This window comes from Exiguobacterium sp. BG5(2022), assembly GCF_031844365.1.
GTDB classification, from domain to species: domain Bacteria; phylum Bacillota; class Bacilli; order Exiguobacteriales; family Exiguobacteriaceae; genus Exiguobacterium; species Exiguobacterium profundum.
This window is the reverse complement of record NZ_JAUZVB010000004.1, coordinates 1-25,890: the sequence shown is the minus strand read 5'-3', so window position 1 is coordinate 25,890 and position 25,890 is coordinate 1. Positions and strand designations below refer to the sequence as shown.

21 protein-coding genes and 2 riboswitches are annotated in these 25,890 nt (G+C 46.3%); of the genes, 14 read left to right on the top strand and 7 right to left on the bottom strand.

The window, feature by feature from the left end; all coding sequences use genetic code 11:
• Nucleotides 1-36: 36 nt before the first annotated feature.
• The 5 genes from Q9R25_RS13310 (at nt 37) to Q9R25_RS13290 (ending at nt 5,543) form a co-directional block, all read left to right on the top strand.
• The gene (locus tag Q9R25_RS13310; RefSeq protein ID WP_074034712.1) at nt 37-306 is read left to right on the top strand and encodes a PTS sugar transporter subunit IIB; all 270 of its coding nucleotides are present in this window, start codon (nt 37-39) and stop codon (nt 304-306) included.
• A complete protein-coding gene (locus tag Q9R25_RS13305; protein ID WP_159563467.1) occupies nt 296-2,326 on the top strand; it encodes a BglG family transcription antiterminator in 2,031 nt (676 codons plus the stop codon). Before Q9R25_RS13310 ends, Q9R25_RS13305 begins: the two co-directional genes overlap by 11 nt.
• Before the next feature lie 167 nt (nt 2,327-2,493).
• Complete coding sequence (locus tag Q9R25_RS13300) at nt 2,494-3,915, top strand: PTS mannitol transporter subunit IIBC (RefSeq protein WP_196431520.1); 1,422 nt, start codon at nt 2,494-2,496, stop codon at nt 3,913-3,915.
• A 47-nt stretch (nt 3,916-3,962) separates the two neighbouring features.
• Nucleotides 3,963-4,394, top strand: a complete 432-nt coding sequence (locus tag Q9R25_RS13295) for a PTS mannitol transporter subunit IIA (RefSeq protein WP_026824364.1) — start codon at nt 3,963-3,965, stop codon at nt 4,392-4,394.
• Nucleotides 4,395-5,543, top strand: a complete 1,149-nt coding sequence (locus tag Q9R25_RS13290) for a mannitol-1-phosphate 5-dehydrogenase (RefSeq protein WP_214691511.1) — start codon at nt 4,395-4,397, stop codon at nt 5,541-5,543.
• A 37-nt stretch (nt 5,544-5,580) separates the two neighbouring features.
• Here Q9R25_RS13290 and Q9R25_RS13285 read toward each other — a convergent pair whose 3' ends face one another.
• On the bottom strand, nt 5,581-7,929 hold the full coding sequence (locus Q9R25_RS13285) for a bifunctional diguanylate cyclase/phosphodiesterase (RefSeq protein ID WP_311283261.1): 2,349 nt from the start codon (nt 7,927-7,929) through the stop codon (nt 5,581-5,583).
• Between the two features lie 218 nt (nt 7,930-8,147).
• On the opposite strand from Q9R25_RS13285, the gene Q9R25_RS13280 reads away from it, so the two are divergent.
• Both Q9R25_RS13280 and Q9R25_RS13275 read left to right on the top strand, forming a co-directional pair.
• Nucleotides 8,148-8,900 (top strand): CPBP family intramembrane glutamic endopeptidase, encoded by a 753-nt coding sequence (locus Q9R25_RS13280; protein ID WP_311283260.1) that lies wholly within the window; start codon nt 8,148-8,150, stop codon nt 8,898-8,900.
• Between the two features lie 27 nt (nt 8,901-8,927).
• Nucleotides 8,928-9,449, top strand: a complete 522-nt coding sequence (locus tag Q9R25_RS13275) for a GNAT family N-acetyltransferase (RefSeq protein WP_311283259.1) — start codon at nt 8,928-8,930, stop codon at nt 9,447-9,449.
• Between the two features lie 22 nt (nt 9,450-9,471).
• Here the strand turns inward: Q9R25_RS13275 and Q9R25_RS13270 are convergent, their stop codons facing one another.
• The 3 genes from Q9R25_RS13270 to Q9R25_RS13260 all read right to left on the bottom strand — a co-directional run bounded on the left by Q9R25_RS13270 (nt 9,472) and on the right by Q9R25_RS13260 (nt 12,193).
• Nucleotides 9,472-10,974 (bottom strand): N-acetylmuramoyl-L-alanine amidase family protein, encoded by a 1,503-nt coding sequence (locus Q9R25_RS13270; protein WP_311283258.1) that lies wholly within the window; start codon nt 10,972-10,974, stop codon nt 9,472-9,474.
• A gap of 173 nt (nt 10,975-11,147) precedes the next feature.
• Entirely contained in the window at nt 11,148-11,450 is a 303-nt protein-coding gene (locus tag Q9R25_RS13265; RefSeq protein WP_074034700.1) for a hypothetical protein, read from the bottom strand.
• Between the two features lie 65 nt (nt 11,451-11,515).
• The gene (locus Q9R25_RS13260; RefSeq protein WP_074034698.1) at nt 11,516-12,193 is read right to left on the bottom strand and encodes a hypothetical protein; all 678 of its coding nucleotides are present in this window, start codon (nt 12,191-12,193) and stop codon (nt 11,516-11,518) included.
• 259 nt (nt 12,194-12,452) lie between these two features.
• On the opposite strand from Q9R25_RS13260, the gene Q9R25_RS13255 reads away from it, so the two are divergent.
• On the top strand, nt 12,453-13,718 hold the full coding sequence (locus Q9R25_RS13255) for a helix-turn-helix domain-containing protein (protein ID WP_159563472.1): 1,266 nt from the start codon (nt 12,453-12,455) through the stop codon (nt 13,716-13,718).
• A gap of 47 nt (nt 13,719-13,765) precedes the next feature.
• Here the strand turns inward: Q9R25_RS13255 and Q9R25_RS13250 are convergent, their stop codons facing one another.
• Nucleotides 13,766-14,083, bottom strand: coding sequence for a hypothetical protein (locus Q9R25_RS13250; protein WP_074034697.1), 318 nt, complete (start codon nt 14,081-14,083; stop codon nt 13,766-13,768).
• Nucleotides 14,084-14,281: 198 nt separating this feature from the next.
• The gene (locus Q9R25_RS13245) at nt 14,282-16,123 is read right to left on the bottom strand and encodes an ATP-binding protein (protein WP_311283257.1); all 1,842 of its coding nucleotides are present in this window, start codon (nt 16,121-16,123) and stop codon (nt 14,282-14,284) included.
• A 241-nt stretch (nt 16,124-16,364) separates the two neighbouring features.
• Here Q9R25_RS13245 and Q9R25_RS13240 point away from each other — a divergent pair, with 241 nt between their 5' ends.
• The 6 genes from Q9R25_RS13240 (at nt 16,365) to Q9R25_RS13215 (ending at nt 24,718) form a co-directional block, all read left to right on the top strand.
• A complete protein-coding gene (locus Q9R25_RS13240; protein ID WP_196431509.1) occupies nt 16,365-16,970 on the top strand; it encodes a flavin reductase family protein in 606 nt (201 codons plus the stop codon).
• Between the two features lie 171 nt (nt 16,971-17,141).
• Nucleotides 17,142-18,092 (top strand): AAA family ATPase, encoded by a 951-nt coding sequence (locus Q9R25_RS13235; protein WP_074034693.1) that lies wholly within the window; start codon nt 17,142-17,144, stop codon nt 18,090-18,092.
• Nucleotides 18,089-19,159, top strand: a complete 1,071-nt coding sequence (locus Q9R25_RS13230; protein WP_159563475.1) for a DUF58 domain-containing protein — start codon at nt 18,089-18,091, stop codon at nt 19,157-19,159. Before Q9R25_RS13235 ends, Q9R25_RS13230 begins: the two co-directional genes overlap by 4 nt.
• Entirely contained in the window at nt 19,156-21,255 is a 2,100-nt protein-coding gene (locus tag Q9R25_RS13225; RefSeq protein ID WP_311283256.1) for a transglutaminase domain-containing protein, read from the top strand. Before Q9R25_RS13230 ends, Q9R25_RS13225 begins: the two co-directional genes overlap by 4 nt.
• A gap of 41 nt (nt 21,256-21,296) precedes the next feature.
• A riboswitch (purine riboswitch) is annotated at nt 21,297-21,397 on the top strand.
• A gap of 111 nt (nt 21,398-21,508) precedes the next feature.
• Nucleotides 21,509-23,032 carry a glutamine-hydrolyzing GMP synthase gene (gene guaA, locus Q9R25_RS13220; RefSeq protein WP_159563679.1) on the top strand — a complete coding sequence of 508 codons (1,524 nt, stop codon included), beginning with the start codon at nt 21,509-21,511 and terminating at the stop codon, nt 23,030-23,032.
• Between the two features lie 134 nt (nt 23,033-23,166).
• Nucleotides 23,167-23,268, top strand: a riboswitch (purine riboswitch).
• Between the two features lie 88 nt (nt 23,269-23,356).
• Nucleotides 23,357-24,718, top strand: a complete 1,362-nt coding sequence (locus Q9R25_RS13215) for an NCS2 family permease (protein ID WP_015880700.1) — start codon at nt 23,357-23,359, stop codon at nt 24,716-24,718.
• Between the two features lie 26 nt (nt 24,719-24,744).
• Here Q9R25_RS13215 and Q9R25_RS13210 read toward each other — a convergent pair whose 3' ends face one another.
• Nucleotides 24,745-25,587 carry a VanW family protein gene (locus Q9R25_RS13210; protein WP_196431504.1) on the bottom strand — a complete coding sequence of 281 codons (843 nt, stop codon included), beginning with the start codon at nt 25,585-25,587 and terminating at the stop codon, nt 24,745-24,747.
• Nucleotides 25,588-25,890 lie beyond the last annotated feature (303 nt).

The window sequence follows — 25,890 nt, the reverse complement described above, 5'->3', positions numbered from 1 at the left end:
GATTAGATAAAGATAAGCGACGAAAGAAGGGCTGACATGAACGTATACATTGCTTGCCATAGCGGGTTTGTGACAAGTGCGATGGCGGCGAAGTTATTCGCGCAGGCAAGCGAGGGGCGCTTGTCTTGTACGATCACGCACGGAACGATTCAAAACATCCCGAATGAGGTGGATTTGATTCTCTATCAGGAAGGGGCGACCCCGGTCACCCATCCAACCGCACGTGTCCGGTCAGTCCGACAACTCCTGTCGCTCGAGGAATACCGACTACTTGTCGAAGAATGGATGGATGAGCATGAGACATGAGTGGACCGCGCGAGAGCGGTCGATTTTACTACACTTATTGGCAACTGAGACATCGACACCGCTCGCCGAAATCGCGCAGGCGGTGAATTTGTCTGAGCGCACGATTCAACGAGAACGACAATTACTTGAAGGCATCTTAAAAGAGTTCGAACTTGAACTCGCTTGGCAACGCGGTCATGGACTGAGCCTGGTTGGCAAACCAGCTGCGAAACAACAGTTACGAGAAGATCTCATCTTATCTGCAGAAGCGATCCCGACGAGCGAGGACCGCTTATTTGAACTGGCGTGGCGTCTCTTGTTTGAGAACGATACGCTTAAATTGCAGGCGGTCGCTAAACAGATGCACGTTTCGCCGAGCACGTTGACGCAAGACTTGGAGAAATTGGATCGATGGTTCGAAGAGTATCATTTAGAAGTTGAACGGAAAAAAGGTGTCGGAGCTAGAGTGCTCGGCTATGAGTCCGAGAAGCGTAAGCTACTCATCAACGCTCTGCTTGCCCACTGGGACACGCTCGCATTTTATCGCTTCGTCCGTGGAGAAGACGACTACATTCCTGCTTTTTTGAAGACGGTACCATGCGAGGAGATGCTTGAAGGTCTTCGAGACGGTTATGATTATTTGAAATCCCGTTCGTTTGAGCGGATGGACGACCGCACCATCATGCGAGTCACGTTCGCTTACGGCGTGCAACAAGAGCGGTTAGCGTCTGGATTCTTTTTAGAGATGTATACGAAAGGACGGTCCGAGGACTATCTGAAAGTCGCCACCGATATGGAAGCGGCTCTCGGTATCACTTACTCGATGGCGGAACGCGTCTGGTTCGCGGAAGAGGCGAATCGTCTGCGCTCAATTAAAGATCAAATGAAAGAAGATGAGGAAGAACGCTGGATCATGCAGATTCGGGTGCATAAACTGATTCATCACGTCTCGCTCATCTACGGGTTCACCTTTACGGATGACGCGGCTCTCGAACGAGGACTGCTTGCTCACATCCTCTCGAGTATGAATACGCAGGCGCTACCAGAGACGAGTACGGTCAAGCCCCACATCGACCGCGACTATCCGGGACTTCGTTCGGCGATTCAACAGGCCGCCGACATCGTCTTTGGGACGAATACGTTCTCCGAAGAAGAAACGGTTTTTTGGGCGATGCACTTTGCGGCAGCACTCGTCAAACCGGTGCGCCGCCGCGAATATCGGGCGCTCGTCATCTGTTCGGCCGGACTCGGTTCGTCGAAGATGCTCGTCAATCGGGTACGCCAAGAGTTCCCAGAGATGCAAGACGTCGTCAACTCATCACTTTTCGGACTCGAACAGCACCGATTGGAAGAATATGATGTCATCTTGTCGACGGTACCGTTACCACCGCTATCGGTACCAACGTTAATCGTCAACCCGCTTTTGACGAGTGAAGAAGTGCAACGCGTCCGCCATCTCTTACTGTCATTACCGCAATCCTTTCAGACACTCGCAACGAAGCCGCGGTCAACGATGCTTGATTTCGCAGAACTCGGGGAATTGGTCGAGACGTTCGAGCGGATGGATGACCAGTTCGATTTGGTCACGCTCAATAATACGGACCGTTTAGAAGATATCTTGCTTGATATCGGTACACATTTAGAAGAACGTGACCTCGTACAAAGCGGGATTCAGCTCTCTGCCCAACTGCTTCGTCGTCACGAGGTCGCGGGCCTTGGTGTGCCGGGTACGAAACTGGCGTTATTCCACGGACGACATGCCTCGATTGAGAAGGCGAGTGTGTTTGCGTTTGATTTAACGACATCGATCCCACTCCTCATGATGGATCAGTCGACCGAACCCGTGACACGTCTCCTTGTCTTGCTTGCACCGGAAGAAGCACGTGACGTCGAGCTTCAGTTCCTAAGTGCGATCAGCGGGTCGCTCATTGAGAGTGAGGAGCATATGCGTCTTTATAGCACGGGAACGAAAGAAGATCTTCGTTTACTCCTGCACGAATGCATGAAGAAAATGATTCATGAAACATTGTACGAAAAATGACCGAACCATGGTCATTTTTTTGTTTGGCACAAAATGTTGCCAAAGTGTGAACTGGATTGAATTGAGTAAGCGCTTACTCCAGGCATACAATACAGGTGTAGAGCACAAACCGGTTAGCTACACTACACATTCAACCTTTCACATTTAAACGACTGGAGGTTTTATACATGGCGAATACGCAAGCAAGCTCGGGCGGGGTCCGAGTCAAAGTACAACGGTTCGGTAGTTTCCTCAGTGGGATGGTCATGCCGAACATCGGCGCCTTCATTGCCTGGGGGATTATCACAGCACTCTTCATTCCAACAGGATGGTGGCCAAACGAAAAATTAGCAGAACTCGTTGGTCCAACCATCACGTATCTCTTACCATTACTCATCGGTTTCACTGGTGGTAAATTACTTCATGACGTACGAGGCGGTGTCGTCGGGGCACTCGCCACGATGGGGGTCATCGTTGGTACCGACATTCCGATGTTCCTAGGTGCGATGATCATGGGTCCACTCGGTGGTTATGTCATCCGCCAAGTCGACCGTGCCCTTGAAGGCAAAGTTAAAGCAGGATTTGAAATGCTCGTCAACAACTTCTCAGTTGGAATCATCGGTGGTCTTCTCATGCTTGGAGGATTTGAAATCTTCGGTCCGATCATGAGTGCCCTCGATAAAGTCATGGCGGCAGGTGTTGACTGGATCGTCGGCGCGAAATTGCTTCCGATTGCGAGTCTGTTCATCGAACCAGCAAAAGTTCTCTTCTTGAACAACGCCATCAACCACGGGATCTTGAGTCCGCTTGGTGTCGATCAAGTCGCAGACGCTGGAAAATCAGTTCTCTTCTTACTTGAAGCAAACCCAGGACCAGGTCTTGGATTACTTCTCGCATACATGTTCTTCGCCAAAGGTGCAGCGAAACGTACGGCACCGGGTGCAGCTATCATTCACTTCCTTGGTGGGATTCACGAGATTTACTTCCCATACGTATTGATGAAGCCGGTCTTGATCCTTGCGATGATCGCAGGGGGCGCAACAGGGATCTTCACGTTCGTACTCTTTGATGTCGGTCTCGTCGCACCTGCTTCACCAGGTAGTATCTTTGCCATTCTTGCGATGGCATCACGCGGTTCATATCTTGGACTCGTGGCAGGGATTCTCTTGTCAGCAGCGGTCACGTTCGCTGTGGCTAGTGTCATCTTGAAATCGAGCGCAGCAGAGGAAGTATCACTCGAAGAAGCGACACAAAACGTGAGTGCGATGAAAGGCAAACAGTCTTACGCATCGGCTCTCGTGACAGATCGTCTTGATAAAGTCGACCATATCATCTTCGCTTGTGACGCTGGAATGGGATCGAGTGCCATGGGAGCATCGGTTCTCCGGAACAAGGTCAACAAAGCGAACTTGCCAATCAAAGTGACGAACACGTCTATCAGCAACTTGCCGAAAGATGCCCAGTTCGTCATCACACACGAAGATTTGACGGAGCGTGCGGAAGCGCAAGCACCGAATGCGATTCATCGTTCGGTCACGAACTTCTTGAACGCCGATTACTACGACCAATTGGTAGAAGAAATTAAAGCGGAACGCAGCAAAATTTCTTGAACTCAGAACAGATAGAGATACGGTTTAGCCATTAGGAGGAAATCAAAATGCCATTCATTCAAACAGAGATGATTCGACTTAACCAAACATTCGCAACGACAGAGGAAGCGATCACAGCAGCCGGAGCCGTCCTACAAGACGCCGGCTGTGTGACGCCGGAGTATGTAGAAGCGATGCATGAACGTCAAGCGATCGCCAACGTCTATATCGGAAACCACGTCGCCATTCCACACGGTACAGAAGCAGCGAAATCAGCGGTTCAGAAGACGGGGATCTCGTTCTTGCAAGTACCAGACGGTGTCGACTTCGGAGGTCAAACGGCCAAACTCGTCATCGGAATTGCAGGCGTGAATGATGAACATTTAGAGCTCCTTTCGCAAATCGCGATTCTCTGCTCGGACGAAAGCAATGTGGAGCGTCTTGTTCAGGCGAAAACGAAAGAAGAAATCTTGGCGCTCTTTATGGAAGAGGTGGCGTAAATGAAAGCTGTTCATTTTGGTGCAGGGAACATTGGACGAGGATTTATCGGATTATTGCTCAATCAAAGCGGTTACGAGGTGACGTTTGTCGACATCAATGACACGGTCATCGAAGCGCTTGAGGTAAAACGTCATTATGAGGTCGGATTCGCAGAAGACGGCGTCGATCGTATCATTGTCGACCGTGTTCGCGGTGTCAACAGTTTAAAAGAACCGGCTCGTGTCGTGGACTTAATCGCAGAAGCAGATCTCGTGACGACGGCTGTCGGACCGTCACTCCTCTCAAAAGTGGCACCGTTGATTAGCGAAGGACTTCGTGCTCGTGAAGTCGAAGACGCCCCGGTTTATGTCATTGCATGTGAGAACATGATTGGTGGGAGTGCGATTCTTCGTCAAGAAGTAGAGGCGTGTGGCGGTGTCGGGGAGGCGAATGTCTTCTTCCCGAACGCGGCTGTCGACCGCATCGTCCCACTACAACAACATGAGGATCCACTTTACGTGGAAGTCGAGACGTTCCATGAATGGGTCATCGAGACACAAGGGCTCAACGAACAACCACCGATTCAAGGTGTGACATGGGTTGAAGAAATCGGACCGTATATCGAACGGAAATTATTCACGGTCAATACGGGACACGCCATCGCCTCTTATATTGGCTCGTTGTTCGGGAAGGCGACGATTGACGAGGCATTGAAGGATCGCCGTGTGCGTCAAGTCGTCCAAGGCGCTTTATATGAAACAGGTTGGTTATTGCTTGAGAAATATGGATTCGAGGCGAAAGAGCATAGCCAATACATTCAAAAAATCATCAAGCGCTTTGAAAACCCGAAATTGAAGGACGAAGTGTCGCGCGTGGCGCGTTCGCCGATTCGTAAACTTGGACCGAGCGACCGTCTCGTCAAGCCGGCACGCGAATTGATGGATAACGGCATCGAGCCAAACGAACTCGCTTACGGGATTGCAGCAGCCCTTCATTACTACAACCCGGAGGATTCGGAATCATCGGAGCTGAACTTGTCGATCGAAGAACACGGCATCTCGTCAACGATTGAAAAATACCTTCATCTTCATGAAGGGGACACGTTGACCCAGTTGATTCTCGATCAATATCATTTGATTCGGGAAGAAGAAAAAGAACGCGTGTCGTAACTAAAAATCGCTCCTGTCTATTTGACAGGAGCGATTTTTAGTGTTTCCCGAACTCGAGATAGGTGGTCGTCTCTTTGACATGAAACGGAACGTCTGTCTCAGACAATGGAAGACTGAAGTAGTAGCCTTGTACGTAGTCACATGATTCCTTGAGTAACCATTCGAGTTGAGCGGATGTTTCCACGCCCTCCATGAGAACTTTCATGCCCAGGTTGTGACCGAGTTGAATCATCGAGCGGACGATGGCCTCTTGATTGCGGTCGGTGAACAGGTTCTCGATAAACGACCGATCGATTTTCAGCACTTGCACAGGAAGTTCCCGAAGTTGGCTGAAAGAAGAATAGCCGGTCCCAAAATCATCGAGAGAAATGAGGATCCCGAGCTGATGCAACTGCGTCAGTTTTTCACGAGTCGAGGCCTCATATGAAAGCATCGAGGACTCGGTCACTTCCAATTCGAGATACATCGGGTCCATCCCCGTCTCCAAAAGAATGGATTGTAGCGTATCAACAAAGTCTTCGCGCGCAAATTGGAGGGGGGAGACGTTAAGGGATAATGTAAAGGGACGTATCCCAGTCCGTTGCCAACGTACCCAAGTGCGACAGCCTTCCCGAATGACCCAATGACCAATCGAATGAATTAACCCCGTGTTTTCTGCAATCGGGATGAAGTCAGATGGCGCAACCTTTCCGATTTGTGGATGTTGCCAGCGAAGTAACGCTTCCACGCCTTCTAATCGATTCCGCTTCAAATCGATTTTCGGTTGATAGACAAGTGTCAGTTCGTTTTTACTTAGTGCGGTGACGAGTGCTTTTTCTATCTCGATATTGCGCAAGAGTTGAGGTCGTGATGATTCTTCGAATAATTTGATATTATTCTCTCCATCCTGTCTGGATTCATCAGCGGCAAGACGAGAAAATTGAATAAGTTCTTCGGAAGAAGCACTATCCTTAGGGAAATGACTGATTCCCGCACTCATCGTCAATTCAAGAGTCGTGCCATCCACGTCGAAGCTGGATGAAAGCGCCTTAATACATTTTTCAGCCTTTTGATGAGCGAGCGAACTTCGTTGCGCAAATAGTAAGATGACAAACTCGGATGGTCCGATTCGTGTCAACACATCGTCTGGGTGAATCGTATGTTTGAGGCGGTCAGCGACTTGAATGATCAACTCATCTGCTCCGTGATGCCCGAGAATGTCACTTAGGAAACGCCAGCGGTTTACGTCGATATATAAACAGGCGACCGAACGTTCTTGTGAGATACATTCCTTCAAGAGGGCATCCAGTTTATGCCGATTTGGTAAATCCGTCAATGCATCGTGAAAAGCCATATGTTCAATCAGACGCTGAGAGGCGACTGCTTCGGTCACATCTCGGATAAACCAGAGTACTTGATTGTTCGAACCATCTTGAAGTGGGTAAGACGTCACTTCTAACGTACGATGATTCGTGTCAATTTGTACCGGCTGATAGAACGGCTGTTGAGCCGACAGCAAAGGATGATAATCTTGAAAAAATGGTTCTGTTACATGCCCCTCGAATAAGTGAGCGAACGCTTGATTTTGATATTGGATTTCACCATCGCTTGTCGTTGTCACTACGGCATCCGTTGTCGATTCTAAAATCGTCGTTTGGAAGAGGTCACGTTTTTGGATTTGTCGTTCTAACGTATACGCAATAAAGTACATCCCGAATAAGAGAAATACGATACTTGTGACTAACCATGCGAGTAGGGTCGGATCAATCGGAACCTGCCTGACGGGTGAAGCATCGGGGATAATGGTCGTTGCCCGCATTCCAGCAAGGTGCATACTGAAAATAGCTGTCCCCATCAGAAGGGAGAACATCAGTTTCACGGAAAAAGCGGAATGCTGCATAGAGTAGGATGAAAAGAAACCTACCCATAAGGCGAGAAAGGAAGCGCCCCAAGCGATACCAATCGAAATCAATACCCATAAGGGATCAAAGTCTAATTGAACACTTTGTATAGCGGTCATCCCGATATAATGCATGCTGACAATTCCGAATCCCATCAAACCGGAAGATTGCAGTAAGGTCATCCATGTCGTCTTTCGGGAAATCAAACCGAACGACAGGATGCACCCGGCAATCGCCGGAATCATCGATCCGATAATGAGCCAGATGGAGTACGTGCTTTCGTGTAAAGAAGCATGACCGAGCATGGCCACAAAATGCATGGACCAGATGCCGAGACCTAGGGTGGTACCACCAAATAAAATCCAAGTACGATGAGACGTTGTCACACCTCCTGTGACCCGCTTCGCTAATTCGAGTGCCATCAAGGCTGAAACGCTAGCAATGAGGAAAGCGAGCATCATCAAAAATCCATTATGACTCGTTGTGTGCGTGCTAATCTGTTCCATAGTGTCGATACCTCATAGGGTTTTTAATTTATGATTCACTTTATTATATGCCGAACAATTGTAATTACATATAAAAAGATTCAAATGCTATTCTTCCAATCAAATAAGGGGTACTACATTGCTGAAGGGGTGCTGACTATGTATAAAAATAAATACATTCACTTGTTCTTATTGGTCTCATTCGGCTACTCATGGCTTATATGGGGAAGTTTGTACTGGTGGACCGATTTACCGATTATGGCAATCGTTATTTCGGGAGCGTTTGGACCCAGCATTGCAGGGTTCGTCACGATGTATCGACTTCGCGGTGGGGAAGGGGTGACACATCTTTTTCGGAAAAGCGTTCAGTTCCAGATGAGTTGGAAGACGTATGTGATTCCCCTTTCGTTGGTGCCGTTCTTATTTCTCGTGGCGTATTGGTGGACGGATCGAAGCGAAGCGATGCCTTACTCGTTCGCGAACCGTGGTGGATCGTCCCATACTTTCTCTATATGCTATTTCTCGGTGGGGCGGTGCAGGAAGAGTATGGATGGCGCGGCTATTTGCTCGACGCCTTGCGATCAAGACTCCAGCCGCTTCTAGCCAGCTTGTCACTCGGAGTGATTTGGACGCTATGGCATATTCCGCTCTTCCTCATGGTTGGAACAGTTCAGGCGAATCTATCGTTTTGGGCATATGGATTAGCCGTGATGGCTTATACGATTCTCATCACTTGGGTATACAATGGTTCGTCGCGTAATTTATGGTCGGCCTTTCTCATGCATACGATGTTTAATGTCATGCTTGTGATGGTCGGGTTCGAAGCGGAAAGTGGTTATCCAATCGGGTTTATTCATTTGACGATCACGTTATGGACCGCTGCGATTTTAGTCATTTGGAAAACGTACGGTAAATTGAGTTATGAGCCACTCGAGGAAATGATTCCTTCATACCCGAGTGTTACGCAACGGATGCGTGAGGGTAAAGAGTAGGACAAAAAAGAAAAGGAAGTGGACGTCTTGAATTTTCGCGCACTCGAACAATCAGACGTGAGATCCTTGCAGCGCTTGTTTATGGAGAGTCTGAGTGACTTGATTCGACGAGAGCGTTTTGAAGATGCCGATTTGCTCGATGAAGAAGTGGCACGTCTGAACACGACGATTCAAGATCATTTCGATGATGACACCGTTCAACTGTACATTGTGGAAGAAGACGGAATCATTGTGGGAGCAGGGGCGTTACTACCTCCGAATGATATCATCTCAGGAAACATACAAATTGAGCGTGGTGCGATCGAGTTAGGGAGTGTCTATGTGTCACCTCGTATGCAGCGGCGAGGTGTCGGACAATACTTGTTAGAAGAAATGATGCGTGAAATTTCGGCTCGAGGGAAAGACGTCTTTTATTTAGATGCCGGATTCCCGAGCGCTCAAGCCTATTGGCAAAAACGATTGGGTGAGCCATCTCATATCCTCGAACATTATTGGGGTCCCGGGGCATCACATATGATTTGGCGGGTCAATATCAAACAAGGAACTTAGCTGAGTGCTAAGTTCCTTGTTTTTAGTAATAAGATCGCATGAATTGATGAATGCCGGATGCCGTTGCTTCAGCCATTCGTTGACGATATGTCGTACTCGTTAAATGTGAGCGGTCGCTTGAATTACTGATGAATCCGTATTCGACAAGGGTAGAAGGTGACACGTTACGTCCGACTACGTATACATTTTGATACTTGACCCCACGGTTTTGAATCGTGGAAATCCGTGAAGCGATTTCTTTATTGATACTTGAGCCGAGACTACGGCTGGCGGAAACGTAAGGGTTTGTCGTATAGCTATCTGACGTCGGGACGAGTACCTCATGTCCATGAGCCGTGTTATAAACAGAAGAGTTCGCGTGAAGACTGACGAACACATCCCCTTTATAAGACTTGTTGAGTGACACACGTTGGTCAAGGGAGAGGTACGTATCGTTTGAGCGAGTCAATTTAACGTTGTAGTCATATGTGCTCGATAAGACGCCAGCAAGGCGTTTCGCGATATCAAGTGCAATTACTTTCTCGTAAACCGATCCGTAGACAGCGCCAGGGTCGTTTCCGCCATGCCCTGCGTCGATGACGACCGTTTTACCAGTTCCGTCTGTATCGGTTGGTGTCGTGACAGTCGTAGGCTTCAAGTACTCGGATGCTACATAACCGGTTTTCCCATCGTATGTGACTTTATACCACGACTCGTAACGACTGACATACTTGACGACCGACCCGGCCGGAATGACGGTTAAGACATTGCTCCAAGAGGCCGCGCTAAGGCGCATGTTCAAGTTCACGGTCGTTTCATAATAAGCAGACGGGGTTACAGGAGCTGTCGTCGCCGTTAAATAGTCAGAAGAAACGTAACCGGTTTTCCCATTATAGGTGACCTTATACCATGATCCGTAGCGACTCACATATTTGACCGTCGCACCCGACGGAATCGTCGTGACGACAGAACTCCATGAAGCGGCGCTGAGACGAAGGTTTAAATTGGCAGTCGTCTTATAATAGTCCGAAGGTGGGACGGGAGCACTCGTAGCTGTTAAATAAGCAGAAGCGACGTAGCCCGTCTTTCCATTGAACGTCACTTTGTACCATGACCCATAGCGACTGACATACTTGACGGTCGCGTCGGCAGGGATCACGGTGACGACATCGCTCCATGAAGCGGCAGTAAGACGCATATTTAATCGGTCTGTTGTCTTATAGTAAGCAGAAGTGTTCGAGACCGTAACGTATTGAGAAGAGACATATCCTGTTTTGCCTCCATAACTGACTTTGTACCACGAACCGTATGTACTGATATACGTGACGCTTGAGCCAGATGGAATGGTCAACAGGACAGGGCTCCAAGTGGCTGCACTTAAGCGAAGATTTAAGTTGGCGGTAGTGGTATAGGTCGAGGCGGCTTCAACAACAGTCGATTGAATACCAGATGAATCCAGTTGGAACGGGACGATTGCTGCCCCGGATATTGCAAGTGAAGAGCTGAGTAACAGCTTTAAACTCCATGATGATTTTGTTTCATTCAATGTTCAAACTCCTTTATTCATTAAACTAGTGACAAGGGCGGCGTATGAGAGTGCATCTAGGTTGTCCCTGTTTATTATATAAGTAAAAAGGAAAAAATGGAGGGGAATATATAATTCATTTACCTTTTTTCTTAAAATAAAAAAGACGCACAAGGCGTCTGGAGTAAATCAGATTAAACGATGCGAGGCATATCATCAACAAGTAGTTTAACTGGTTCATCTACTTTAACAATGCGAGGCATGTCGTCAACGAATAGTTTAGCAGGCTTGTCTACTTTAACAATGCGAGGCATATCATCAACAAAGAGTTTGATTGGTTCGTTCACTTTAACGATACGAGGCATATCATCAACGTGTAATTTGACGGGCTCATTTACTTTAACAATGCGAGGCATATCATCTACTAGAGGTCTAACAGAACTTCCTAAAAGTAAAACTGCTGTAGCGATAAATAGTATTCCTGTTACTTTTTTCATTAATAAAACCTCCATCAAATTATTATTTTATGCTTTTAAAGCAGAAAAACCTAAATTATCATAGATCATTCGTCAGCTTTCAAAGAATCGAACAATCGGTATAGTGTCTCAGATTGCTGATATATACGTGTCTCCAAATCTCCTGAGTAAGCATCTGGAGTGTCGGCAGGAAAGATCACTACTTTTTCAGATTCACTTTTTACAGCAGTTGCTAGAATAGAAACATTTACTTGTTGACTCAATAACGTACTGCAAAGAGAATGTGATATCTTATCAGTTTCATTGAGTAAATTTGGTCTCCAGCAAACTGATGTTTCGGGCAAAATATACAAAATATGTCCTTCTTCAAGTAGGGTCATGCATTGATTAGTAACAAAGTCTGAATCCTGCTCAACGTTAATATATTCATAATCAAGTAACTGTTTTTCATAAATTGTTTTTGTACTTCGTTTTAAAATCGAGAGGGAAAGTTCAGGTCCTAGAATATAAAGTTTTTTGAAAGAGTGAATGTGATTCAATGAACGAGCTATCAGTCGAGGTAATGATTGATAGTAATCGATTTGAAAAGCGTTTACAATGAAACCTCTAGGAGAACTTAACAATTGGGTCAGGTGTTCTAACCCTGAAAAATTATTATGATCTTCAGAAGTGTACATTGTATCCATGGTTGGAACTTGCTTTGACTTAAAATAAATTTTAGGCTTAATGTAGTCTTCGGCAAGTAAGAAACTTAGTTTTCCCATTTGTCATTTTCACCCCCGGATAAATAATTGAAATGTGTTATTTAGTAAAAATTAACTAGGAAATTTGTAGAAACTGTTTTTACTAGTTCAATATTATCATGTCATCTTTTATAAAGGGGGATGTTTTGGTTGGGAAAATCATTCCTAGAAATGCTCTTTTAAGATGCTTTTTTGTGGCGAATTTCCTGTATGCGTGACAAAAAGACTAATATTTTTTAAAAAAACCAACCATTTTAGTTCGAAGGGGCTACTTTTTGATATGGAATATAACTTTGGGAATTTAATAAAAGTAGAACGTATGCGGAAAAATATGAAGCAGTCAGTGCTTGCTAGAGGAATCTGCTCAATCTCATACTTAAGTAAAATTGAAAATAATCAAACTACTCCTAGTGACGAAGTCTTAGAACTGATTTTTGAAAGGTTAGAATTAGAGGTTCCACTTTATTATGACTTCAGTGAAAAAGTAGATCAAACTAAAAAAGAAATTCGAGATATATTGAAAGAAGCATTATTGTCACGCCAAGAAGATAAGTATTTTAAGAGGATTGAAAAATTTAAAACAAATCCTGTTGTCTTACAATCGAAGGAATTGTACATTACTTTATTAATCACGCTAGCGCGATTTGGTCTCACACCTGGTGGTAATGTTCAATATTTAATTGAAGTAGGTTGGATTAAAGATCAACTAAACAAAGACAATCGTTTGCGATACGATTTATTGCAGTGCCTCTACATGTTTCTCTATCAGTCGGCTGATCGAGAAACTACTGTGAGTTTGTTAGAGAATGTTGGTAAAGAGCTTGCGGATTCAAGTATTCCTGATTGGGAAAAAGCAGATATGCGATATGTGATGGGCGCCCTTTATCACCGATTTACAGATTATTCTCAAGCTATTGATTACGTGAAGTTGGCACTCGAGTATTTTCAAGAGAATTTTTGCTTGGAACGAATTATCGAGTCGCACATGATTATTGGTTTGTCATTTAAACGTCGGAAACGATACACAATTGCTTTAGAACATTATGAAAAAGCAGCGAAAGTGGCAGATAAGGCAAAATTGAACGATTATTATGGAATGCTTTATAACAATATGGGAGATATATATTTTTTAATTGGGGATCAAGAGAAAGCACAAAAATATTTTCTTGATAGTTTTAAGGTTAAAGAAGGAGCAAAAAGTAAACTATATAGTGTAATGTCTTTGCTTGAAGTCAATGCCGCTAAAAATAATATTGAAGGCATTATGGAATGGTTGGCAATAGGCTATGAGTTAAAAGGGGATCAAGATGATTTAGTAGAGTTTAACTATCACTTTGATATTTACGTAAGTAAGTATAAAAAAATTGATCAAAATGAGTTAATCCAAAGTCTAAAAAGGGCTGTTAATTATTTTGAAGCATATGATGAATACTACACTCATAAGTATGCATTGTGGTTGTCTAGAGAATTAAGAAGCACAGGAAAGTACAAACTTGCTACAGAATACTATGAAAAAACAATCTCAATGATGTCACGTTGGGAGTAAACAAAAAGAACTCGAGATAAGTAATGATACTTAAATCGAGTTCTTTTCTATGGCGTTGTAAAATAATGCACAGTCCACACTTGTTCTTGAACGAGGCGTTCGTCTTCTATATGACCGTTAAGGACCTGCTGTAATAGATGAATCAAATGTTTTTGAAGATTCGCATCATGAGAGCCACTATGCAAAATCTCCTCTTCGCTCGCAACAATGTAAAAACCACCAAGCCGCAATGGCACATGCTTCCGAATCAAAGCAGCGGCAGTTTGAAACTTCGCTTGCTCCCCCATGTGAGGCACGTCAATCTCGAAACGTCCCCATTGATTAAAATCTCCAATTTCTGAAAAAGGTGGGTCACGATGATCCAATGGCAAGTCCTCCGATCCTAGCAATCTCTTTATATTCAGTATATCTTGTTTTTGACTTAAAACGTGCAAAAATAAATGGATAGGGTAACCTACATCTACGAAAATGAATCGGTTTCTTTCCTTTCTATATTCTGTAAAAGGATTCCTTCCAAATTAGGCAAAAAAAGAGTCAAAAATAACACGGTCATATCGACCGTGTTATTGCATGATGTGTTCTTTTGAGGTTGGGAGTTCACAGATAAATGTACTTCCTTCCCCGTATACCGATTCGACATGGAGTTGACCATCATGGGCTTTGGCAATTTCTTTACAAATTGCGAGACCGAGACCGGTACCTCCGATTTTTCGACGGTCCGAATTATCGACGCGGTAAAATTTCCCGAAGAGGTGAGGGAGCGAGGCACTCGGTATTCCCATACCATGGTCTCTCACTTTCATCACGACCTCTTCATCTACGCGTTCGAGCGATACAAGGATATTCCCGCCATCTGGCGAATATTTGATGGCGTTACTTAATAGGTTACCGAGTAATTGACGCATCCCTTCTAAGTCTGCATCGATAATAAAGTCTTGTTCGGTATCGGCATCGATGAATAGTTCATGCCGGTCCGTCGTCTCCTGATAAAACGCGACACTGTCTGTGACGAGCTTGTATAAATCGACCGGTTCCCACTCGAACGTTTGCTTTCCAGACTCCATTTTTTGAAGATCCAAGAAATCGTTGACGAGATACGAGAGTCGTTTCGCTTCATCGTGGATTGTCTTCAAATACAGTTCACGACGACTTTCCTTCAAATCTCGTGACAGCATCAGTTCAGTAAATCCGTAAATCGAGGACAATGGTGTCCGTAATTCATGTGAGACGGTCGAGACGAGTTCGGATTTCATCCGATCGATTTCTGTTTCGGCCGTGACGTCACGTAAGACGAGCATCGTTCCACGGAGTCGACGGTCCCGATAGACACTTTCGGCATAAAGTTGAATGAAGCAATCGCCTTGGTCGATTGAAATCGTGAGCCCATCCTCCGGCGGGTCTTGCGTGAAGACGCGTTCGAAGTATCGGACAAACTGTTCATGTTGATCGACTCGTTCTGCTAATTGCTCGATATCGATGTCAATGGCAGAGAGCTCTTCGTATCCCTTATAGTCAAAGTGTAAATCATCAAACATACGGATGAAGGCGCGATTGCCGACGATAGTGTCATCTTCATAGTTCACATATAAAATGGCCTCACGTACAGAATTGATTAGTTGCGCCGTCTCTTTCCGATCCTGTTGCATCTGGCGATAAAGCTGCATGCGGAGAAGTGAGATGGCGAGTTGACCAGCGAACGCGTTCAACTCCGATTTTTCACTGGCATCGTACTGTTCGTCGTAACGAGCCAAATAGAGACATCCAATGAGACTATTATCTGATGGGTCCATAATCGGGATGACCGTCTCATAGATATAATATGGATACGTGTGTAACGCATCGACGACCCGCTTAGAAGTGGCGGCCGGTAACTTTGAAATCATGACTCGTTTAAGCAAAAGGGAATCTTTCTTTAGACTTTCTTGTTGATCTTCGGTCATCTCTTTCGGGACAACAGACGTGATTTCTCCGTCTTTAGTGAGCAAGAGGGCGCCGAACTCAGATTTTGTAAGCAACACAATCTTTTCAATAACAGAAGAGTAATCAAATAAGGATTCTTTCGAGGCCAATACTTCAATCAACTCGTTACGATATTGAAGATTAATTTCATTTAATTTCGATTCATTTAATACGTTCTCGAGCTTTTCTTTTTTCGCTTTCAGTCTGCTGTTCTGGTCGGCCATCCGTTTGATGAGCGGGCGTCCGATTAATAAGATGGCACTGATGAACATGACGAGCCCGATCATCCAAATCCATCGGAGAGCAGTGAGTTCGAGAGTAGAGACATTCCCATCACGCACGAACCAGGCTCCAATCAAGGTTAAAACCAGACTGAATCCACAGACACTATATAAAATACTGAGTATTTGACGACTGTTCAATTGTTCAATCCACTTGCTGATCATTCGTTCTACTTCCTTCCTTGAACATAAAAAACGATAGGTCATCTTTTCCTTGCCCTGAATTCTATGAGACCGGGAAGGGAAAATGAAGCAATTTGCTTATTCAACGTGCATTAAAATAGATTCACATAATGCGATTTACCCAAAATACATGAAATGTACACGTGTCAACCTGCTTTGCGTTGACATTATTTAACGAAGTGATTACCTTGATATTAAGATAAAACAACGAGGAGTGTAGTCTATGTTATCAATTGAACCGTCTGCCTTGACTGAACGAGACACATATAAGTTTTTGATTGGCAGCATTGTGCCAAGACCGATTGCGTTTGTCACAACACAAAATGGGGACGTGATTAACGCCGCCCCGTTTAGCTATTTTAATGTAGTCGCATCCAACCCTCCGCTCGTCTCCGTCTCAGTTCAACGAAAAGATGGCGTCATGAAAGACACGGCGCGTAACGCACTCCGTACGAATGAACTAGTGATTCATGTCGTAGATGAAACGAACGTCATCAACGTGAACGAGACGGCCGCCAACCTTGCGGCAGATGAGAGTGAGCTGTCTCGTACAGACTTTACGCTTCAACCGAGTGATGTGATTTCGACTCCAGGGGTCAAAGAAGCAAAAATCCGTTTTGAATGTGTGCTCCATCATCACTTGCCGATCGAACATGACGGAAAAACGACTGCCGATTTATTGATTGCGCGAATTGTCCGTTTCCATATTGACCGAGAGTTATATACTCAAGGACGCATCGATGCTAAACGGCTTGCGCCTGTCAGTCGGATGGCTGGCAATAGTTATGCGACCCTTGGGGAACTATTTGACGTGAAGCGTCCAGAGTAATCGATAAACGTGCCCGTTTTTTCTAAAGAACGGACACGTTTTTTGGGTAAAGAAATAGGAAGCGCATTTGGGTGCGGTATTTCTTTCTTTCCGACACTCGCTTGTGTCACAATAAAGTCAGAACATTCTAACTTTCAGTCATCCTAGATCAGAGAAAAAGGGGAGTCCGTCATGTACCGTCCAACTGTCCAATCGATTATTACTGCTATTGAAACCGTGATTGTCGGAAAAGAAGAAGTCATCGCAAAAAGTCTCACTGCCTTGCTAGCAGGTGGGCATGTGCTGCTTGAAGACGTACCAGGAGTCGGAAAGACAATGCTCGTCCGTACGTTCAGCCGAGCGATTGACTTAGATTTTAAGCGCATCCAATTCACACCGGACATGCTACCGTCCGACTTGACCGGGATTTCGATGTACAACCAAAAAACGAGGGAATTTGAATATCGACCAGGTCCGCTCATGGGTAACATCATTTTAGCGGATGAAATTAACCGGACCTCACCGAAAACGCAATCGGCTCTTCTTGAGGCGATGGCTGAGCGAAGTGTAACAGTGGACGGGGAATTGAAAGTGTTACCGTCACCTTTCTTCGTCATGGCGACACAAAACCCGATTGAGCATGAAGGGACGTATCCGTTGCCGGAAGCACAGTTGGATCGCTTCTTACTTAAAATCGAGATGGGCTATCCGACATTCAATGAAGAGATTGCATTATTGTCGCGGTTTGAAAAAGAAGAGCCGCTCGAGGCGCTTCAGAGCGTGATTACGAAGCAAGAAGTTGAACTCATGCAACGTGAAGTGAGAGACGTGCATGTGTCGAGTGCGGTCAAACAGTACATTGTGCGATTGGTGCATGAGTCTCGAAAAGATCCGCATACGTATTTAGGAGGAAGTCCGCGAGCCACACTGGCGTTGATGAAAGCGGCACAGTCGTGGGCGTATATCCATAATCGCGATTTCGTCTTGCCGGATGACGTGAAGGCGATGGCGACGAGTGTGCTCGGACATCGCGTACTCTTGACAGCAGAAGCACGGTATAAAGGAAAATCACCGAATCAGTTGATTCAAGATTGGCTGGATACGTTGCCTGTCCCGATGGATCGTGAGGTCAATGAAGTATGAAAAACTGGATGAAGCTGTTCGTTGTATGGGCGGCGGCATTCGGATTGTATGCATTTGCCCGCATCGAAGGCAGTATCGTCGCTTCGACCTTATGGTGGTCGTTCGCTGTGTTGACCGTCTACTGGACACTCTTTATGATTTATCCGGTCACGGCGGCAAATGTGGTGCGCCGTGTGACAACGAAGCGACTTGTTTCTGGACAAACAATGGACGTCGAGTTACGAATTGAACGGAAGTACCCTTTCTTGATTGGGATGGTCACGTTAGAGGAGCGATTGCCACAACGTTTGACGGATGAAGACAAGACGATTGTCGTGCCTGTAGACCGTTTTTTCCGACAAGCAGAAGTCGTCCATTATGAGGTCGAGGCGATTAAGCGTGGGATTCATGTCTTTGACCGCACCGTTCTACATGTACGTGACGTATTTGGTCTGTTCGACCGGAAGCGGACGTTACGACTCGAGACGGTCGTCGAGGTGTCACCCGCTGAATTGCCGTTTGATTTACCTCGAGACGAACATGTCGGGGGTCGTGGGGAGCAATATCGTCAAATGCGGACATACACCGAAGTGGCCAATACGACCAGCGGGGTTCGGGAGTATGCGGCAGGAGACCGAATCGGACGGATTGATTGGAAGGCATCCGCACGCCGAGGGAACTTGATGACCAAGACGTTTGACCAGGAACAAGAGAAGAAGCTTTCACTCGTGTTCGTACCAGCCGTCTCTGCCGGGTATGAAGAGGCATTTGAACGTTCCCTATCCTTACTTGTTGGAGCGATTCGTCAGTTAGAACGAAAAAATCTGCCGTTTGAGCTCTACGTCATTGAAGAGCAGGTGCGACTGTTCCATCTTCCTGACCAGAGTGCAGAAGTCGGTCATTACTTGTTGACCGCAACGCCAGAAGCTGAGGGGCGTCTCGTCGAACGAGTGAAGCAGAAACTGCCTCAACAAACTGGAGATTTGATTTTGATCAGTCCTTTTGAAACGACGTCCATTCGAGAGTTGATGCATGAGACACAGGGTAGCTATCATCTCTACACGGCAGTTAATGAGGTGACGGTATGAAGACATGGGTAACCCGAATCGTCTATACGGCGCTTGCCGCCTATTTGTTGTCGTTCTGGATTGAGCCGATTGTTGGAAGTACGACGTTCGATGTGACGTGGCCGTTTTACTTCCTGCTCATCGTGCCGATGTTTGCCAGTATTCTGCCTTGGGCAGCTTTTCTTGGGATCTCGCTTCTTAATTTCCTCATCGTCTTGTATGCCTATCACGGCAGTATTTTGGACTGGTTTGGTCTATGGATGGAAGATTTGATGGGTGTCATGAGCGGTGAACTGCCGAATGAAGCGATTTTCTTCTCTGCCATGGCGCTGATCGGCTTACTGTTTGCTGTGCTCGTCGGACGAACGTATCCAAGTTATAGTTTTGCCCTTGGGATGATTGTGTCGACTCTCGGCATCATGGCCTATTTTGATACGTGGACGTTGTATGACGGGGAAGGCAATATCCTGTATGCCATCGTCACATCGCTCCTCTTACTATTTGTCACCGATTTGGCAAAACGACCGAGTCAATCGCTCGTCCGATTCGTCAGTATCGGACTACTCCTCAGTGTCGTCGTGGCTCTCGCAAGTGCTTCACCCACGCTTGAAGGCGATTGGTCTGACCGTATCACTACGAGTTTTCGGAATGCGACGACGGAAGGTGATGGGAGTGGCCCGGGTCGAGTTGGGTATGGAGTGAACGACGAATCGCTAGGTGGTCCGTTCGAACAGGATGACGGCATCGTCTTCATCGCTCGCGGCGTGCCGGCACGCTATTGGCGTATCGAATCCAAGGCGATTTATACGGGGAAAGGTTGGGTCGAATCACCAGTCCTGGACTCTAACTACAATCGTGGTCAGTTAGTGGACTCGGAAGTGGATACGACACCGGAACAGGCACTGTTACGTTTTGAGCGCCGACAACCGTTTGTTCCTTATGGTGGAGAATATCCGCAAGCTATCGAAACAGAGTCCGGTACCGAATTTCGAGTCGGTGATATCGAACGGGCTTTCCCGAACGAGACGATTACGATGCAACCGTCCGGAAAGATTGTATTTGAAAATGAGGAACAATCGACTCCGCGGACGATCCAACTTCGTTATAGTGTCCCGGCTTTCTCTGAAGAACAACTGGCATTAAATGAAGAGATCACATCGCTCACGGAAGAAGAGCAACAGGTCTATTTACAGCTACCGGAATCGTTGCCAGAGCGTGTACGAGATTTAGCCACTGACATCACGGCGGAGAGTGAGACACCGAACGAGAAGGCGGAAGCGGTAGAAGCTTATTTCCGAAATGGAGAATTTCAATACGACACCGAAAATGTGGCACAACCGGAAGGGGACACGGATTATGTTGACCAGTTCCTGTTCGACACACAAATCGGGTATTGCGATAACTTCTCGACGTCAGCTGCCGTATTGCTGCGCGCGAACGGCATACCGACGCGTTGGGTAAAAGGATTTACGATGGGTGACACACGAGGGGTCATTCAAGGTGAGGAAGAACATACGATTCGAAATCGTCACGCCCACTCGTGGGTCGAGTATTTCATTGAAGGCGCGGGCTGGGTTCCGTTAGAAGCGACAATCAGTTTCTCGGACGCCAACTTATTGCAGATGGAACGAGAAACGGATACGGAAGATACGACGCCGGCTGCGAATGATCCCCAAGCAAATCAGGACAACGATACGCAAAACCGTCCGCAAGAAGATTTGTTGATCGATGACGTGACGACAGGTGATGTTCAAGAGGAGGCACGTAAAATGCCGGTGTGGGGATGGGTTGTCATTCTCTTCCTCGTGGCGGTCCTCGTTTGGAACCGGAAAATCATCGAGCGTCAAATCATGTATGTCTGGTGGATGAGTCGTCCGCTCACGGATGGGCGCCTCGTCTCGATGCACCGCTATTTGATGAAACGACTGCGTGCGAACGGATTCAAAATTGAGGGACGTACGCCTTCGGAACTCGCCAAAGAGGTCGACGCCTACTATGAAACGAATGATATGACCCGTCTGACGGCTTTGTTTGAGCAAGCTGTTTATGCGGAACAAGAGCCGAATTCAAAATATAAAGAATATTGGAAAATCATGATTCATCGAATTATGAGTTGAAGTGACGGGATGCATCAAGTAAGATAGACGCATTAGTTAGATAATTGAACATGGCATTCCTTCGTATATACTCGTGAATTGGCGCGAGAGTCTCTACCGGACCACCGTAAATGGACCGACTATGAAGGAGCACGTTTCGTATACAAAGAAAAAGGCGTGCTTCTTCTTCGGTTTGGATAATCTGGGGGAGAGGCGCGTCCTTTTTTTGAGGAGAAGGCAGAAAGGTGGAGATTTCGTGAAAGTAGAACAAGAAATGATTTTGGTGCTTGATTTTGGTGGTCAGTATAATCAGTTGATCACACGTCGTGTCCGTGACCTTGGCGTATACAGTGAGTTGCATTCGCATAAGATGACGGCAGACGAGATTCGCGAATTGAACCCAGTCGGCATCATCTTCTCAGGTGGACCGAACAGCGTATACGCGGAAGGCGCATATCGTTGCGACCCAGAGATCTTTGAACTTGGCATTCCGATTTTCGGAATTTGTTACGGCATGCAACTCATGACGCATCATTTCGGTGGTCGTGTCGAACGTGCCGCACATCGTGAATACGGGAAAGCGACATTGTTCTCAACGCCGGAAGCATCAGCGATTTATAACGGTCTTCCAGTCGAACATACAGTATGGATGAGCCACGGTGACCTCGTCATGGAAGCGCCGGAAGGATTTATCGTCGATGGAACGAACCCGTCTTGCCCGGTCGCTTCAATCAAAAACGATGAGTTGAAAATGTACGGTGTCCAATACCATCCAGAGGTTCGTCACTCGGAGTACGGAAACGACATCTTAAAAAACTTCATCTATGAAGTATGTGGTGCGAAAGGCGAATGGTCGATGGAAAACTTTATCGACCTCGAAGTGGAGAAAATCCGTGAAATCGTTGGCGATAAGCAAGTTCTTTGTGCGCTTTCGGGCGGTGTCGACTCTTCTGTCGTGGCCGCACTCGTTCATCGCGCAATCGGTGACCAGTTGACGTGTATGTTTGTCGACCATGGTCTCCTTCGTAAAGGGGAAGCGGATAGCGTCATGAAGACGTTCGCAGACGGATTCAACATGAAAGTCATCAAAATCGATGCACAAGAACGTTTCTTGACGAAGTTGGCTGGTGTCTCGGACCCTGAGCAAAAACGTAAGATTATCGGAAACGAGTTCATCTACGTATTTGATGAAGAAGCATCGAAACTCGTCGATATGGACTTCCTCGCACAGGGGACGCTCTACACAGACATCATCGAGAGTGGGACAGACACAGCGCAAACAATCAAATCACACCATAACGTCGGTGGATTGCCGGAAGATATGAACTTCACGTTGATCGAACCACTCAACACGCTCTTTAAAGACGAGGTCCGTGCACTCGGTACAGAACTCGGTCTTCCTGACTATATCGTTTGGCGCCAACCGTTCCCAGGTCCAGGTCTCGGAATTCGTGTCCTCGGTGAAATCACGGAAGAGAAGTTAGAAATCGTGCGTGAATCCGATGCGATTCTACGTGAAGAAGTGAAGAAAGCTGGACTTGAACGCGACATCTGGCAATACTTCACGGTGCTCACGCCGATTCGCTCGGTCGGAGTCATGGGTGACGAGCGTACGTACGACTATGCTGTCGGTGTCCGTGCGGTCACTTCAATTGATGGCATGACGTCTGATTGGGCACGTATTCCATGGGATGTGCTTGAGAAGATCTCTGTCCGGATTGTAAACGAAGTCAGCCACGTTAACCGTGTGCTGTATGACATCACGTCTAAGCCACCTGCAACAATCGAATGGGAATAAGCGGAACAGAGGGGGATTCCCCTCTGTTTTGTCTTAAAACCGAACATTAACGTTTTTTATCGATGTAAAATCCGTGAATTTAGTTGACATTCTATTTTTACGCTGATACGATAAGAACGTTCTTATTATAACCGAACAATTATAAAATATTTTGCCGTATAATATCGGGGATATGGCCCGAGAGTCTCTACGAAATCACCTTAAATGATTTCACTACGGCGAGACATAGATGAGGGTGTATGCCCTCGTATGTTTCGCGTGGGGTCCTCGGTCATTTGCCGGGGGCCTTTTCTCGTTTTACGGCGAGCACAAGGAGGAAAACAAATGAGCACACAGCTCAAGCAAGAACAGCAACAACCATCAACGACGAGTCGGATCGATCGTTACTTCCAACTCACAGCACTCGGTACGAGTGTCCGCACGGAACTGATCGCAGGATTTACAACTTTCCTCGCGATGGCGTACATTCTTTTCGTTAACCCGAACATTCTTGGGGCAGCGGGTATGGATACTGGAGCGGTCTTCGTGGCGACAGGTCTTGTCGCGGTAGTCGGTTCATTGACGATGGGACTTCTCGCGAACTACCCAATTGCGATTGCGCCAGGCATGGGCCTTAACGCGTTCTTCGCATATAGCGTCGTCATCGGGATGGGTATTTCTTGGCAAACGGCTTTGTCAGGTGTACTTGTATCAGGTCTCTTCTTTATCGTATTGACGTTATCAGGAATTCGCGAAACGATTGTTAATGCGATTCCGGCTCCTCTCAAAATGGCGGTTGCTGCAGGGATTGGTTTCTTCATCGCTTTCATCGGTTTGAAAAACGCAGGCATCGTTGTCGCGAATGAAGCAACACTTGTTAGTCTTGGTTCACTTGGTACGGGCACGACGCTTCTCGCGGTGTTCGGTCTTGTGGTCAGCGCCTTGCTTATGGCGCGCGACATCAAAGGTGGTATTTTCATCGGGATGTTGTTGACGGCGATTGTCGGGATGATTTTCGGTCTTGTGCCGACACCGACAGCGATCTCAGACGTTGTGTCGATGCCGCCGAGTATGTCATCTACATTCGGTCAAGCCTTCATCAACTTCGGTGATGTGTTCACGCTTCAAATGCTCGTTGTCATCTTGACGTTCTTCTTCATCGACTTCTTTGATACAGCTGGGACGCTCGTCGCGGTAGCGCGTCAAGCTGGGATCATGAAAGAGAATAAAGTACCACGTGCGAGTAAGGCGTTGTTAGCTGACTCGACAGCGACGGTGGCAGGTGCAATCTTCGGAACATCTACAGCGACTTCATACGTTGAATCGTCAGCAGGTGTCGCTGCTGGTGGACGAACAGGATTGACTGCTGTTTTCGCAGGATTGTTCTTCGGTTTGGCATTGTTCTTCTCGCCTCTCTTGGCAGTTGTTACGGCGCCGGTCACAGCTCCTGCGCTGATTATTGTTGGTGTGCTCATGGCTTCGGCTCTTCTTGATATCGATTGGAAAAAGATCGAGATTGCAGTTCCTGCATTCTTGACGATTATCATGATGCCACTTACATCATCAATCGCAACGGGAATTGGGCTTGGGTTTATCCTTTACCCACTCATGATGATTGCAAAAGGGAAGACGAAAGAGATTCATCCGATCATGTATGGGATGTTGGTCATCTTCTTGGCATACTTTATGTTCTTGCCACACGCATAAGTTCATTTGAAAAGCCGGCTCTGTTATTACGAGTCGGCTTTTTTGTATGCAGTATTTTCAGGAAGGAATGGATCGTACATCGTGATCGCGTGATTTTCTGTGATGAACTCATTTCGAAGATGTGTGCCATTCATTGAAGTGACTTCTCTAAATATCTGGTTATGTCGTATCGTTCCACCCCACCATTCCCGGGTGAAATGATGGTTTTCTTCATATATACGATACTGTTCTTTATTCGGGATGTTCGAGCGCCATTCCCCGACGAGATGATCTCCCTCTATATATAGAAGGAGTTGATACGTTTGTGCCGTCTGGTTTGTGATTTGTAAGTCGAGATAATTATAAGAACATGTCGCGCCACTTCCGAAAGGTTGGTCCCGTCGGTAATCTGGGAACACATCGTAGCTGTGACGATAACGTTCGGTCACGGTCAATGGGCTATGTAAGGTGATCCAATAGATTAGATTGGACAGTTGGCAAAGTCCGCCACCGATTCCTGAAGTGACTTTTCCGTAATGGAGAATCATTCCGTCGACGTATCCTTTACGTTTCGTTGGCTTGCCGATCATCTTCCAATAGGAGAAGACATCGTTTGGAGTCAGGATAGAGCCGTTCAGTTTGGTGATTGCAATTTTTAGGTTGGTTACCTTGTTATGTTGGACTTCCATGTCGACATCTCGGAGTTGGCGATACAAAGGAGTTCGGTGTGTATGGATCAGATATGACATCGGGTCAGTGTTTCGTTTTGAAACATACTTTCGTTTGTCCGTCATCCATTCTATTCGTCGCTTAAGCGTATAAATTTGTGTACCAGACCAGATTCTGAACGGTGAACGTTTCTTAGGCCGCTGTAAATCGGATTGCATCATTGGTTGACTCCTTATAGGTTTATAGTCGTTTTTAGATATAAGTGTATTCTTTAAAGTGATTTATTCTTCCTTCTTCCATTAAGGAGTTGGGATTCGAACTTTGGATGATGTAGAAAAAGATTTAAAAGTTTTTTTAGAATAATGCTTGCAAGATCAAAAAGCAGGTGATATAGTTATCTCTGTTGCCAGCGACAAACGTTGAACAAACGAAAAAGTTGTTGACATCAAAATGAATTAAATGTTATTATCATTTAGTCGCCAAGAGCGGCAGACGAACTTTGAAAACTGAACGATGAGGCAAAA

Bases quoted from the DNA above. Each gene is read 5' to 3' on its own strand.
- Q9R25_RS13230 (WP_159563475.1), top strand. From the start codon at position 18,089: ATGAAAAACTGGATGAAGCTGTTCGTTGTATGGGCGGCGGCATTCGGA.
- Q9R25_RS13210 (WP_196431504.1), bottom strand. From the start codon at position 25,587: ATGATGCAATCCGATTTACAGCGGCCTAAGAAACGTTCACCGTTCAGA.
- Q9R25_RS13240 (WP_196431509.1), top strand. From the start codon at position 16,365: ATGTTATCAATTGAACCGTCTGCCTTGACTGAACGAGACACATATAAG.
- Q9R25_RS13235 (WP_074034693.1), top strand. From the start codon at position 17,142: ATGTACCGTCCAACTGTCCAATCGATTATTACTGCTATTGAAACCGTG.
- Q9R25_RS13225 (WP_311283256.1), top strand. From the start codon at position 19,156: ATGAAGACATGGGTAACCCGAATCGTCTATACGGCGCTTGCCGCCTAT.
- Q9R25_RS13245 (WP_311283257.1), bottom strand. From the start codon at position 16,123: ATGATCAGCAAGTGGATTGAACAATTGAACAGTCGTCAAATACTCAGT.
- Q9R25_RS13310 (WP_074034712.1), top strand. From the start codon at position 37: ATGAACGTATACATTGCTTGCCATAGCGGGTTTGTGACAAGTGCGATG.
- Q9R25_RS13285 (WP_311283261.1), bottom strand. From the start codon at position 7,929: ATGGAACAGATTAGCACGCACACAACGAGTCATAATGGATTTTTGATG.
- guaA (WP_159563679.1), top strand. From the start codon at position 21,509: ATGATTTTGGTGCTTGATTTTGGTGGTCAGTATAATCAGTTGATCACA.
- Q9R25_RS13295 (WP_026824364.1), top strand. From the start codon at position 3,963: ATGCCATTCATTCAAACAGAGATGATTCGACTTAACCAAACATTCGCA.
- Q9R25_RS13300 (WP_196431520.1), top strand. From the start codon at position 2,494: ATGGCGAATACGCAAGCAAGCTCGGGCGGGGTCCGAGTCAAAGTACAA.
- Q9R25_RS13265 (WP_074034700.1), bottom strand. From the start codon at position 11,450: ATGAAAAAAGTAACAGGAATACTATTTATCGCTACAGCAGTTTTACTT.
- Q9R25_RS13305 (WP_159563467.1), top strand. From the start codon at position 296: ATGAGACATGAGTGGACCGCGCGAGAGCGGTCGATTTTACTACACTTA.
- Q9R25_RS13290 (WP_214691511.1), top strand. From the start codon at position 4,395: ATGAAAGCTGTTCATTTTGGTGCAGGGAACATTGGACGAGGATTTATC.
- Q9R25_RS13255 (WP_159563472.1), top strand. From the start codon at position 12,453: ATGGAATATAACTTTGGGAATTTAATAAAAGTAGAACGTATGCGGAAA.
- Q9R25_RS13215 (WP_015880700.1), top strand. From the start codon at position 23,357: ATGAGCACACAGCTCAAGCAAGAACAGCAACAACCATCAACGACGAGT.
- Q9R25_RS13260 (WP_074034698.1), bottom strand. From the start codon at position 12,193: ATGGGAAAACTAAGTTTCTTACTTGCCGAAGACTACATTAAGCCTAAA.